Below are 12,413 nucleotides of genomic sequence, written 5' to 3' on the forward strand. Positions count from 1 at the left end.
GACAGAGGATTCAGCGGTATGAAGATCGACTGGGAAGCACTCGGCTCCGTCTTCGGGGTCAGCCTCTCCGCCACCGTCGTCCTGGTGACCCTGTTCACCCTGGGTCTGATGGGGCTCTCCAAGCACGAGGCCGCCACCGAACAGGGCGGCGCCGCCACCCTGGCCCGTAGCGGTGCGTACGCCTGCTTCGCGCTCTGCGCGGCGGCCGTGGCCTACGGGATCTACCTGATCGTCGCCTGAGGCGCGGGACGGCACGTACGAAGGCTCCCTCCGGGTTCGTACCGGAGGGAGCTTTCGCATGCCCTGGCCCCTCCTCCCCCCGCCACCCCATCGCAGGTCAACGGCGAGTTGACGGGCCTTCGCGCTGCGTGGTGGACTGCCCGAGCCATTACGGCGGCATGGAGAGGAAGTCCGGTGCGAATCCGGCGCGGTCCCGCCACTGTCACCGGCGCACGCGGACCTCTGGCCGTGTGCGGCCGGGAGCCAGGAACTCTCGCCGCCGGACACGTCGAACCAGGGCGCGGACCCTGAGTGAGGACATACCTGCCACCATGCGTGCCGATCGCGTCTTCGCGTACGGCGTCACGGCGGGCCTGATCGGCGACCGGATCCTCGGGGATCCTCGCCGAGGGCACCCCGTGGCCGCCTTCGGACGAGCCGCCGCCGCCGTCGAACGCGCCCTGTGGCGCGACGACCGCGCGCGGGGCGCCCTGCACACCCTGCTGTGCGCCGGAGGCGCGGCCGCCGTCGGCGCGCTGGGCGCCCGCGCCGTGCGCTCCGGGCCCGCGGCCGCCCGTATCGCGCTCACCGCCGCCGCCACTTGGGCCGTCGTCGGCGGCACCTCGCTGGGACGGGAGGCCCGTGCCATCGGCGGGGCGCTCGCCGCCGGGGACGCCGAAGTGGCCCGCGAGCGGCTGCCCCACCTCTGCGGGCGCGACCCGCAGGCGCTGGACGAGCAGCAGATGGCCCGCGCGGTCGTCGAATCGGTCGCCGAGAACACCTCCGACGCCGTGGTCAGCGCCCTCGTGTGGGGCGCCGTCGCGGGCGTCCCCGGGCTGCTCGCCTTCCGCGCCGTGAACACCCTGGACGCGATGGTCGGCCACAAGTCCCCCCGCCACCTGCGCTACGGCTGGGCCTCCGCCCGGCTCGACGACGTGGCCGGCTGGCCGGGCGCCCGGCTGACGGCCCTGGCCGCCGTACTGGCCGGGCCCGACCGGCGGGGAGCCGTACGGGCCTGGCGCGCGGACGCCGCCAAGCACCCGAGCCCCAACGCGGGGCCCGTGGAGTCCTCCTTCGCCGGGGCGCTGGGCGTACGGCTGGGCGGGACGCTGGCGTACGCGGGCAGGGTCGAGCACCGGGCCGTGCTCAACGGTGCGGCCGGGCGGCCCGTGGAGGTCGCCGACATCGAACGGGCGGTGCGGCTGTCGCGCCAGGTGACGTGGGTGGCGCTGGGGGCCTGTGTGGCCGCCCGGACGCTGGTCGCCCGGACGCTGGTCTCCCGTATGGCGCACACGAAGAAGAAGGGGCGGCCCGCATGAGCGGCGGCGCGAAGCGCGGCGGGGGTCTCCTCGTCGCCGGTACGACCTCGGACGCGGGCAAGAGCGTGGTCACGGCGGGCATCTGCCGGTGGCTGGCCCGGCAGGGCGTGAAGGTGGCCCCGTTCAAGGCGCAGAACATGTCGCTGAACTCCTTCGTGACGAGGGAGGGCGCCGAGATCGGCCGTGCGCAGGCCATGCAGGCCCAGGCTGCCCGCGTGGAGCCGACCGCGCTGATGAACCCCGTGCTGCTGAAGCCCGGCAGCGACCGGAGCAGCCAGGTGGTGCTGCTGGGCAAGCCGGTGGGCGAGATGAGCGCGCGCGGCTACCACGGGGGGCGTCAGGAGCAGTTGCTCGGCATCGTCACGGACTGTCTGGAGCAGTTGCGGGGCACGTATGACGCCGTGATCTGCGAGGGGGCGGGCAGCCCGGCCGAGATCAACCTGCGCCGGACCGACATCGTGAACATGGGCATCGCGCGGGCCGCGCGGTTCCCGGTGGTCGTCGTCGGCGACATCGACCGGGGCGGCGTCTTCGCGTCCTTCTTCGGTACGACGGCCCTGCTCTCTCCCGAGGACCAGTCGCTGATCGCGGGCTACCTGGTCAACAAGTTCCGCGGCGACGTCACCCTGCTGGAACCGGGCATGGAGATGCTGCGCGGCCTCACCGGGCGCGCTACCTACGGCGTGCTCCCCTTCCAGCACGGGCTGGGCATCGACGAGGAGGACGGCCTGCGGGTCTCCCTGCGGGGCGCGGGACGGGAATCCGCGGTCGCCCCGCCCGTCGGCGAGGACGTGCTGCGGGTCGCGGTCTGCGCGGTGCCGCTGATGTCCAACTTCACGGACGTCGACGCGCTGGCGGCGGAGCCGGGCGTGGTGGTGCGGTTCGTGGACCGGGCCGAGGAACTGGCCGACGCGGACCTGGTCGTCGTCCCCGGCACCCGTGGCACGGTCAAGGCGCTGGCCTGGCTGCGCGAGCGGGGCCTGGCGGACGCGCTGGCCCGGCGGGCCGCCGAGGGCCGGCCGGTCCTGGGCATCTGCGGCGGGTTCCAGCTCCTGGGCGAACACATCGAGGACGAGGTCGAGTCGAAGGCCGGCTCCGTGCCCGGGCTCGGGCTGCTTCCCGTACGGGTCCGCTTCGAGCGGGAGAAGACCCTGGCGCGGCCGGTGGGTTCGGCGCTGGGCGAGCCGGTGGAGGGGTACGAGATCCACCACGGCGTGGCCGAAGTCCTGGGCGGGACCCCCTTCCTGGACGGGTGCCGGGTCGGGGAGGTGTGGGGCACGCACTGGCACGGCTCGCTGGAGTCGGACGGCTTCCGCCGGGCGTTCCTCCGCGAGGTCGCGGCCGCGGCCGGCCGCCGTTTCGTCCCTTCCCCGGACACCTCGTTCTCCTCCCTGCGGGAGGAGCAGCTCGACCTGCTCGGCGACCTGATCGAGGAGCACGCGGACACGGACGCCCTGCTCCGCCTGATCGAGATCGGAGCCCCGTCGGGCCTCCCCTTCCTCCCCCCGGGCGCGCCGTGAGCGGCGCAGCCCTGCGGGGCCAGTCCCCTACCCGCCCTTCCTCCGTTCCCCGGGCTCTGCCCGGACCCGGTCCTCAAACGCCGGACGGGCTGGAATTGCCGCTGTGCGGCATCATCCAGCCTCGCCGGCGTTTGAGGCGCGGGGTCTGGGGCGCAGCCCCGGCTGGGGGTCCCCCCGGACGGAGTCTGGGGGATGGGCAAAGGGCGGGTAGGGGAACTCCGCCCCGCGCAGCGGCACACCCGCAGCCCCGCCCCGCCGTCCACACCCGCCCGCGCACGCGTATCCGTACCCGCATACAAGAAGGGGCCACCGCATGAGCACGCCCTACCCGTTCACCGCACTGGTCGGCCAGAGCGACCTGCGCCTCGCGCTGCTGCTCAACGCGGTGAGCCCCGCGGTCGGCGGTGTCCTCGTGCGCGGCGAGAAGGGGACCGCCAAGTCCACCGCCGTCCGCGCCCTGTCCACCCTGCTGCCGCAGGTGGACGTGGTGCCCGGCTGCCGGTTCAGCTGCGCGCCCACCGCCCCGGACCCCGCCTGCCCCGACGGCCCCCACGAGCCGGGACCGGCGGCCGCACGGCCCGCCCGCATGGTGGAGCTGCCCGTCGGTGCCTCCGAGGACCGGCTCGTCGGCGCCCTCGACATCGAACGCGCCCTCGCCGAGGGCGTGAAGGCCTTCGAGCCCGGCCTGCTGGCCGACGCGCACCGCGGGATCCTGTACGTCGACGAGGTCAACCTGCTTCACGACCACCTCATCGACCTGCTCCTCGACGCCGCCGCGATGGGCGCCTCCTACGTCGAGCGCGAGGGCGTGTCCGTACGGCACGCCGCCCGCTTCCTCCTCGTCGGCACGATGAACCCCGAGGAGGGCGAGCTCCGCCCGCAGTTGCTCGACCGGTTCGGGCTGACCGTCGAGGTCGCCGCCTCCCGGGAGCCCCTCCAGCGGGTCGAGGTGGTGCGTCGCCGCCTCGCCTACGAGGACGACCCCGCGGGCTTCGCGGGCCGCTGGTCCGGGGACGAGGAAGAGGTGCGCGCCCGGGTGGTGGCCGCGCGGGCGCTGCTCCCGCAGGTGCGCCTCGGTGACACCTCGCTGCTGCAGATCGCGGCGACCTGCGCCGGTTTCGAGGTCGACGGCATGCGCGCCGACATCGTGATGGCCCGTACCGCGACCGCGCTCGCCGCCTGGGCCGGGCGGACCGAGGTGCACAAGGAGGACGTGCGGCAGGCCGCCCTGCTGGCGCTCCCCCACCGGCGCCGCCGCAACCCCTTCGACGCGCCCGGTCTCGACGAGGAGAAGCTGGACCGGATCCTGGACGGGTTCCCCGACGACGAGCCGGAGCCCGAGCCCGAGCCGGAGCCGGAGCCGGAGCCGGAGCCGGAAGGGCCGGGTGAGGGTCCGCAGGACGACGGCCCGGACGGTGGCGGCCCCGACGGCGGGGGCGGCGTACCCCCGCAGGGATCCGGGCCGGACGCGCCCGAAGCCGAAGCGGAGGCCCCGGACGCGCCCGAGCAACAGCCCGAGCAGCAGCCCGAGACGCAGCCCTCCGCCCAGGAGAACGAGGCGGCGGCCGGTCCGGCCGAGCAGGCGCCCGTACGGGCGGCCGAGCCGTTCCGCACCAAGATGCTCAGCGTCCCGGGTCTCGGCGAGGGCGCGTCCGGCCGGCGTTCGCGGGCCCGCACCGCGCACGGCCGCACCACCGGCGCCCAGCGCCCCCGCGGCCAGCTGACCAAACTGCACCTGTCGGCGACCGTCCACGCCGCGGCCCCGCACCAGAAGGCGCGCGGGCGCACGGGGCGCGGGCTGGTCGTCCGCAAGGACGATCTGCGGCAGGCGACCCGCGAGGGCCGCGAGGGCAACCTCGTCCTGTTCCTCGTCGACGCCTCCGGCTCGATGGCCGCCCGGCAGCGCATGAGCGCGGTCAAGGGGGCCGTGCTGTCCCTGCTGCTCGACGCCTACCAGCGCCGGGACAAGGTCGGCCTGATCACCTTCCGGGGCTCCACGGCCGAACTGGCCCTGCCGCCCACCTCCTCCGTCGACGCCGCCGCGGCCCGGCTGGAGAAGCTGCCGACCGGCGGCCGCACCCCGCTCGCCGCCGGGCTGCTCAAGGCCCACGAGGTGTTGCGGATCGAACGGCTGCGGGACCCGAGCCGGCGCCCGCTGCTCGTGGTCGTCACCGACGGACGGGCCACCTCGGCCGGCGCCGTCGGCGGCCCGCACCATGACACGCCGCGCGAGCTGTCGGCGCGCAGCGCCCGGCTGCTGGCGGCCGGCGGGGTCGCCTCCGTGGTCGTGGACTGCGAGTCGGGGCCGGTCCGGCTCGGGCTGGCCGGCGTACTGGCCGCCGATCTGGGCGGCCCGGCCGTCACCCTCGACGGGCTGCGGGCCGATTCGCTGGCCGGGCTCGTAAAAAGCGTACGTACCCCATCCCCGACCCTCAGGAGGGCCGCGTAATGCCGCAGGGACAGCCGTCCGTCGTTCCGGACGACGGACTCACGACGCGTCAGCGCCGCAACCGCCCGCTCGTCTTCGTCCACACGGGGCCGGGCAAGGGCAAGTCGACGGCGGCCTTCGGCCTGGCGCTGCGCGCCTGGAACCAAGGCTGGCCGATCGGAGTGTTCCAGTTCGTCAAGTCGGCGAAGTGGAAGGTCGGCGAGGAGAACGCGCTGAAGGTGCTCGGCGCCTCCGGCGAGGGCGGCTCCGTCGTCTGGCACAAGATGGGCGAGGGCTGGTCCTGGGTCCAGCGCGACGCGCAGCTCGACAACGAGCAGGCGGCCAAGGAGGGCTGGGAGCAGGTCAAGCGCGATCTGGCCGCCGAGACGCACAAGCTGTACGTGCTGGACGAGTTCGCGTACCCGATGCACTGGGGCTGGATCGACGTCGACGAGGTCATCGAGGTGCTGCGCAGCCGTCCCGGCACCCAGCACGTGGTGATCACCGGACGCAACGCGCCGGAGAAGCTGGTGGAGTTCGCGGACCTCGTCACCGAGATGACCAAGGTGAAGCACCCGATGGACGCCGGCCAGAAGGGCCAGAAGGGCATCGAGTGGTGACCTCGTTCAACGTACCGAGACTGGTCATCGCCGCGCCGTCCTCCGGCAGCGGCAAGACCACCGTCGCGACGGGCCTGATGGCGGCCTTCTCGGAGCGCGGCCTCGCCGTGTCCCCGCACAAGGCCGGGCCCGACTACATCGACCCGGGCTACCACGCGCTGGCCACCGGCCGGCCGGGGCGCAACCTGGACGCCTTCATGTGCGGGCCGGATCTGGTGGCCCCGCTGTTCGCGCACGGGGCCGCCGGATGCGATCTGGCCGTCATCGAAGGCGTGATGGGGCTCTACGACGGGGCCGCGGGGCGGGGCGAACTGGCGTCGACGGCGCAGGTCGCGAAGCTGCTCCGGGCGCCGGTGGTGCTGGTCGTCGACGCGTCCTCGCAGTCGCGGTCGGTGGCCGCGCTGGTGCACGGCTTCGCCTCCTTCGACCCGCAGGTGCGCCTCGGCGGCGTGATCCTGAACAAGGTCGGCTCCGACCGGCACGAGGTGATGCTGCGGGAGGCGCTGGAGGAAGCGGGGATGCCGGTGCTCGGCGTCCTGCGGCGCGCTCCCCAGGTGGCCGCGCCCTCGCGGCACCTGGGGCTGGTGCCCGTCGCCGAGCGGCGGGCGGATGCGGTGTCGTCCGTGGCCGCGCTGGCCGAGCAGGTCCGGGCGGGCTGCGACCTGGAGGCCCTGATGGCCCTGGCCCGCACGGCCCCGCCGCTGGCCTGCGAAGCCTGGGCTCCGGAGCGTGCCCTGGCGGGTACTCGGGGCTCCGCCCCGAACCCCGCGCCTCAAACGCCGGCGGGGCTGGATTTTCCAGCCCGTCCGGCGTTTGAGGACCGGGTCCGGGTGGAGCCCGGTTTCGGGAAGGGGCGGGGTGGGGGACCCGTCATTGCCGTCGCGGGCGGAGCCGCGTTCACCTTTTCCTACGCCGAGCACGCAGAGCTGCTCACCGCCGCTGGCGCGGAGGTGGTCACCTTCGACCCGCTCCGGGACGAGAAGCTCCCCGACCGCACCACCGGCCTGGTGATCGGCGGCGGGTTCCCCGAGGTGTACGCCCCGGAGCTGTCCGCCAACGAGCCGCTCCGCAAGGCCGTCGCCGCGTTCGCTGCGGCCGGCGGTCCGTTGGCCGCGGAGTGCGCGGGGCTGCTGTACCTGGCCCGTTCGCTGGACGGGAAGCCCATGTGCGGGGTGCTCGACGCCGACGCGCGGATGTCGGAGCGGCTCACGCTCGGCTACCGCGAGGCGGTCGCCGTCTCCGACAGCGTCCTCGCACCGGCCGGGACCCGGCTGCGCGGGCACGAGTTCCACCGGACGGTGATCGAGCCGGGCGCCGGCGCCGCACCGGCGTGGGGGTTCACGCATCCGGAGCGCCGGGTCGAGGGATTCGTGGCGGGCGGGGTACACGCCAGCTACCTGCACACGCACTGGGCGGCGGAGCCCTCCGTGGCCCTGCGGTTCGCCGAGGCCGCGGCAGCGCATCGGTGAACCGCAGACGCCCGGGGCCGGCCCGGTCACTCCGCCAGGCCCACGACCAGCCAGATCCCCGCCACCCCGCCCACGGTGCACATCAGGGTGGACAGCGCGGGGTGCTTGTGGTGGGCCTCGGGCAGGATCTCGGCGGCGGCCAAGTACAGCAGGACGCCGCCGAAGAAGCCGAGGTAGGCCCCGAGCGGTTCCTCCGGAAGGGTGAACAGCAGAGTGGACGCGGCGCCCACGACGGGGGCCACCGCGTCCGCGAAGAGCATGAGCAGGGCCTTGCGGCGGGCGTTCCCGTACAGCCGGGTGAGGGTGTACGTGTTGAACCCGTCGGCGAAGTCATGGGTGATGACGGCCAGCGCCACGGCCACGCCCATCCCCCCGCCGACCTGGAACGCGGCGCCGAGGGCCACCCCGTCGGCGAGGCTGTGGGCGACCATGGCGGCGGCGGCCGTCAGGCCGACCTGGGGGACCCTCTTGCCGTGGTCCGGGTGCCCGTCGCCGTTCGTGGCCCCGTGGGAGGCCTGGCGGACGGCCAGGAGGCGTTCCACGCAGTGCGCGGCGAGGAACCCGCCGACGAAGAGCAGCAGGGCGAGCGGGACTCCGAACAGTTCGTCGCCGGCCGCGTGCATGGCCTCCGGGAGCAGGTCGAGGCCCACGACGCCGAGCATCAGCCCGCCGGCCACGCCCAGCACGAGGTGGCGGCGGTCGGTGACGCGCTGCGCCGTCCATCCGCCTGCCAGGGTCATCAGGAACGCACCCAGCGCCACGATCACGGCCATGTGCCCCTGCATACCGACTCCGCGCCGCCCGCGCACTTCCGCGCCCGGGTGGCGGACCACGGAGGGTTGACGGGCCGGCCGTACGCGGTGTCCCCGCCCACGGCGTACCTGCGCACGACGTACCCGGGCACGACGTACCCGGGCACGCGGTCCACGAGCACGAGCACGAGCGCAAGCACGAGCAGCACCACGAACACGACGACGGAGAACGGGTGAACCTGTTGGGCGAGTACGCGACGCAACTGGTCGTCGGGGTCGGCGGCCGCGCGGGCGTGTCCGTGGCGGAGGTGTGCGCGCTGGTGGAGGAGACCCTGCGCGGCGCCGGGCTGACGTCGGAGTCGGTGACGGCCCTGGCCACGGTGGAGGGGAAGGTGCTGGAGGCGGGGATCGCGGGTGCGGCGGAACGTTTCGGCGTGCCCCTGCTGAGCTACCCCGCCGAGCGGCTGGCCGCGATCCCGGTGCCGCACCCCTCGGACGCCGCCCGCGAGGCCGCCGGCACCGCGTCGGTGGCGGAGGCCGCCGCGCTCGCCGGCGGCGGGGAACTCCTCGTACCCAAGCGCCGGTCGGTGGCGGCGACCTGCGCCGTCGCCACGGCCCACACCCACGACCTGCGCCACCACGGGGACGCGGAGGTCTCGGACGGGGGCGCGGGGCTCGTCGATCTCGCGGTGAACGTACGGTCCCACACCCCGCCGCAGTGGCTGAAGGACCGGATCGCAGCTTCGCTCGACGTCCTGTCCGCGTACCCCGACGGCCGACCCGCCCGCGCGGCCGTGGCCCTTCGCCACGGGCTGCCGGTCGAGCGGGTGCTGCTGACCGCGGGCGCCGCGGAGGCGTTCGTCCTGATCGCGCGGGCGCTGGGCGCCGTACGGCCCGTGGTGGTGCATCCGCAGTTCACCGAGCCGGAGGCGGCCCTGCGCGACGCGGGGCACCGGGTGGAGCGGGTGGTGCTGCGGGCCGCGGACGGCTTCCGGCTGGACCCGGCGGCGGTACCGGAGGAGGCCGACCTCGTGGTGGTCGGGAACCCGACCAACCCGACCTCGGTGCTGCACCCGGCGGCGACCCTGGCGGCGCTGGCCCGGCCCGGGCGGATCCTGGTGGTCGACGAGGCCTTCATGGACGCGGTCCCCGGCGAACGCGAGGCGCTGGCCGGGCGGACGGACGTACCGGGCCTGGTGGTGCTGCGGAGCCTGACCAAGACCTGGGGCCTGGCCGGGCTGCGCATCGGCTACGTCCTGGCCGAGCCCGGGGTGATCGCGAAGCTGGCGGCGGCGCAACCGCTGTGGCCGGTGTCCACGCCCGCACTGGTGGCGGCCGAGGCGTGCGTGGCCCCCGCGGCGCTGGCCGAGGCGGAGGCCGCGGCCCGGCAGATCGCGGTGGACCGGGAGCATCTGCTCGCGGGGCTCGCGGAGTTCGAGGAGATATCCGTGGCGGGGACGGCGACGGGGCCGTTCGTGCTGATCCGGGTCGAGGGCGCGGCGGAGATCCGCACCCGCCTGCGCGCGCTGGGCTTCGCCGTGCGCCGCGGGGACACCTTCCCGGGCCTGGACCGGTCCTGGCTGCGGCTGGCGGTCCGCGACCGCGCGACGACGGGCCGCCTCCTCCAGGCCCTCGACCTGGCCCTCGCGGGCACGCTGACCACGCGCTGAAGGCACACCACCGGGGTGGGCCCCGCCCTCGCCCGCGCGGGCTTCACCCCGATGGTGCGTTTGCGTGAGTCGCGCACGGGGACGCCCCCACCAGTGCGCGACTATTTCCGCAGGCAGTGACCGCGCGACACCGGGGGTACGGGGATGAAGACAGTCGGCAAGATAGGTGCGGCCGTGGCCGCACTGGCCGTGGTGGGAGGCGCCGCCTACGGCGTGACGTACCTGGCCGGCCAGGACGGCGGCGGGTCGGCCGAACAGCGTCTGGGGGCGAAGCCGGGGGCCGCGGCCAGTCCGGGCCGCGACGCCGCGGCCGGAGCCACGGCCACAGCCGGAGCCACGGCCACGGCAGTGCCCGACGGGAAGCCGTTCACCCTCGTCGGCACCGGCGACATCATCCCGTACCCGTCGATCATCCAGCGGGCCGCCGACGACTCCGCGGAGAAGGGCGGATACGACTTCCGGAAGATACTCGCCGGGGTCAAGCCCATCGTCTCCGCCGCCGACCTGGCGATATGCCACCACGAGATACCGTACGGCCGGCCCGGCGGCCCCTACACCGGATACCCCCTCTTCAAGGCCCCGCACCAACTGGCCGACGCCCTCAAGGACACCGGCTACGACAGCTGCTCGACCGCCTCGAACCACACCCTGGACGACGGGTACGACGGCCTCGTCCGCGTCCTCGACCACCTCGACCGCGTCGGCATCCGCCACGTCGGCTCGGCCCGCGGCGCCGAGGAGGCCAAGGCCCCGGCCCGGCTCGAAGCCGGCGGGGCCAAGGTCGCGCAACTGGACTACACGTACGGGACGAACGGCATCCCGCTCCCCGACGGCAAGCCCTGGGCCGTGAACCTGATCGACCCGGCGCGGATCATCGCCGACGCCCGCGCCGCGCGCGCGGCCGGCGCGAACGTCGTCGTCCTCAGCGTCCACTGGGGCTCCGAGTGGCAGACCGCCCCGGACCAGCAGCAACTGGACCTGGCCCGGGCACTGACCGCCTCGCGCGGGGCGGACGGCCTCCCCGACATCGACCTGATCCTCGGCACCCACAACCACGTGCCGCAGCCGTACGAGAAGGTCAACGGCACCTGGGTGGTGTACGGCATGGGCGACCAGGTGGCCAGCTTCTACGAGGCCGAGAAGGCCCGCGGCAACATGTCCTCGGTCCCCCGCTTCACCTTCGCCCCGGCGGCCGCGCATCCGGGCCGCTGGGAGGTGGTGAAGGCCGAGTACCTCACCCAGTTCTCGGACATGCGGCCGCCGTTCCGCGTCGTCTGCACCTCCTGCGAGGCCGCCGCCGCCTCCGCCGACGGCACGTACGCCGCCGCCGACCGCGAGGTCACGAAGGCCGTGATGTCACGCGGCGCCGGGGAGCAGGGACTGACGCGCGCGACGAAGTAGGGCCCGGCGGCGGGCGGTGCGGGCCCGGCTCGCCCCGAAGGACACTCCCCCGGCCTACGAGGCCCTGCCCCGCCGGGTCACGACCAGCGCGGCGGCGCCGAAGCCGAGCAGGAGCAGCGCACCGCCCGTCACGAACGGGGTGAGCGAGCCGCCTCCGGTCTCGGCGAGGCCCGCCTGGGACCCGGAGCCACCCGCGGTCCCCGTCTGGGGCTTGATGTTTCCGGGCAGCTTCGAAGCACTGGCGCTGGGGGCGGGGGCGGCCGGGGACTCGCAGCGGGCCTCGGCGAGCACGATCTCGCCCTCGACCTCGGCGACGTTCAGATCGAGGGGGTTCACCGAGACCTTGAGCCGCAGCGCGGCCGCGGCGGCCGTGGTGGAGGTGGTCTCGGCGGCGGAGAGCTCCAGGCTGACCAGGCCGACCTTGGGGACCTCGACCTTGGTGGGGCCGCCCGCCGAGAGGGTGACCTTCTTGCCCAGGACGGTCACGGCGCCCAGGACGTTGGAGGCGGCGACCGGCTTCTTGCCCGCCTCGCAGACGGCCTTGGAGCTGACCTTCTCCACCTGGATCAGGGACAGCAGGGGCAGGCCCGGTACGTGGACCCGGGCCTTGGCGAGGTTGGCCTCCGCCGCGGCCCGGTGGGAGTCGGTGGTGGCCTTGGAGGTGGCGACGTCGGCGCGCAGGATGGTCACCGGCCTCCCTCCCTCGACCCCGTCGAGGGTGACGGTCAGCGCCGTCTTCTCGGCGTCCGCCGGGGCGCTGACCTCGTTGAGGGTCGCCTTCAGCGGGACGTGCACGGTCTTGTTGAGCAGGCCCACGTCCAGCGTGGTGCGCAGGACGACGGCGCTGGCCTTGCCTTCGCCCGGGTGGGATCCGGTGGAACCGGCGGAGCCGGTGGCGAAGGCGGGCGGGGCGGCGAGCAGGGCTACCGCTCCCGTGGCGACGAGCGCGGCCACGGGCATGCGGAAGGTGTTGCTGTTCAAGGTGGTGGAACCCCCAGGGAGATGGGAGCCGTCG

10 protein-coding genes, 1 pseudogene and 1 riboswitch are annotated in these 12,413 nt (G+C 74.6%); of the genes and pseudogenes, 8 read left to right on the forward strand and 3 right to left on the reverse strand.

Annotation, left to right across the window (positions count from 1 at the left end):
- Positions 1-18 precede the first annotated feature (18 nt).
- The 6 genes and pseudogenes from AC3IYI_RS08935 (at position 19) to AC3IYI_RS08960 (ending at position 7,575) form a co-directional block, all read left to right on the forward strand.
- Entirely contained in the window at positions 19-240 is a 222-nt protein-coding gene (locus AC3IYI_RS08935; RefSeq protein WP_243338472.1) for a hypothetical protein, read from the forward strand.
- Between the two features lie 163 nt (positions 241-403).
- Positions 404-493, forward strand: a riboswitch (cobalamin riboswitch).
- A gap of 58 nt (positions 494-551) precedes the next feature.
- Positions 552-1,538 (forward strand): cobalamin biosynthesis protein, encoded by a 987-nt coding sequence (locus tag AC3IYI_RS08940; RefSeq protein ID WP_489409666.1) that lies wholly within the window; start codon positions 552-554, stop codon positions 1,536-1,538.
- Positions 1,535-3,153: pseudogene (locus tag AC3IYI_RS08945) on the forward strand (cobyric acid synthase); the annotation flags it as partial. The gene AC3IYI_RS08940 and the pseudogene AC3IYI_RS08945, both read left to right, overlap by 4 nt.
- A 218-nt stretch (positions 3,154-3,371) precedes the next feature.
- Positions 3,372-5,507 (forward strand): putative cobaltochelatase, encoded by a 2,136-nt coding sequence (locus AC3IYI_RS08950; protein WP_489409667.1) that lies wholly within the window; start codon positions 3,372-3,374, stop codon positions 5,505-5,507.
- Positions 5,507-6,106: a cob(I)yrinic acid a,c-diamide adenosyltransferase gene (gene cobO, locus AC3IYI_RS08955; RefSeq protein ID WP_030829610.1), complete on the forward strand. Its 600-nt coding sequence runs from the start codon at positions 5,507-5,509 to the stop codon at positions 6,104-6,106. The genes AC3IYI_RS08950 and cobO overlap by 1 nt, the downstream gene beginning before the upstream one ends.
- Positions 6,100-7,575: a cobyrinic acid a,c-diamide synthase CobB gene (locus AC3IYI_RS08960; protein ID WP_489409668.1), complete on the forward strand. Its 1,476-nt coding sequence runs from the start codon at positions 6,100-6,102 to the stop codon at positions 7,573-7,575. Before cobO ends, AC3IYI_RS08960 begins: the two co-directional genes overlap by 7 nt.
- 26 nt (positions 7,576-7,601) lie before the next feature.
- On the opposite strand, the gene AC3IYI_RS08965 is transcribed toward AC3IYI_RS08960, so the two are convergent.
- Positions 7,602-8,348 (reverse strand): ZIP family metal transporter, encoded by a 747-nt coding sequence (locus AC3IYI_RS08965; RefSeq protein ID WP_489409669.1) that lies wholly within the window; start codon positions 8,346-8,348, stop codon positions 7,602-7,604.
- Positions 8,339-8,527 carry a hypothetical protein gene (locus tag AC3IYI_RS08970; RefSeq protein WP_489409670.1) on the reverse strand — a complete coding sequence of 63 codons (189 nt, stop codon included), beginning with the start codon at positions 8,525-8,527 and terminating at the stop codon, positions 8,339-8,341. The genes AC3IYI_RS08965 and AC3IYI_RS08970 overlap by 10 nt, the downstream gene beginning before the upstream one ends.
- 33 nt (positions 8,528-8,560) lie before the next feature.
- On the opposite strand from AC3IYI_RS08970, the gene cobC reads away from it, so the two are divergent.
- Positions 8,561-9,997, forward strand: coding sequence for an Rv2231c family histidinol phosphate aminotransferase CobC (cobC, locus tag AC3IYI_RS08975; RefSeq protein WP_489409671.1), 1,437 nt, complete (start codon positions 8,561-8,563; stop codon positions 9,995-9,997).
- A gap of 144 nt (positions 9,998-10,141) precedes the next feature.
- Entirely contained in the window at positions 10,142-11,398 is a 1,257-nt protein-coding gene (locus AC3IYI_RS08980) for a CapA family protein (protein WP_489409672.1), read from the forward strand.
- Positions 11,399-11,452: 54 nt separating this feature from the next.
- Here AC3IYI_RS08980 and AC3IYI_RS08985 read toward each other — a convergent pair whose 3' ends face one another.
- Positions 11,453-12,379 carry an SCO1860 family LAETG-anchored protein gene (locus AC3IYI_RS08985; RefSeq protein WP_489409673.1) on the reverse strand — a complete coding sequence of 309 codons (927 nt, stop codon included), beginning with the start codon at positions 12,377-12,379 and terminating at the stop codon, positions 11,453-11,455.
- Positions 12,380-12,413: the final 34 nt, after the last annotated feature.

Source organism: Streptomyces sp. GL_148 (assembly GCF_057834205.1).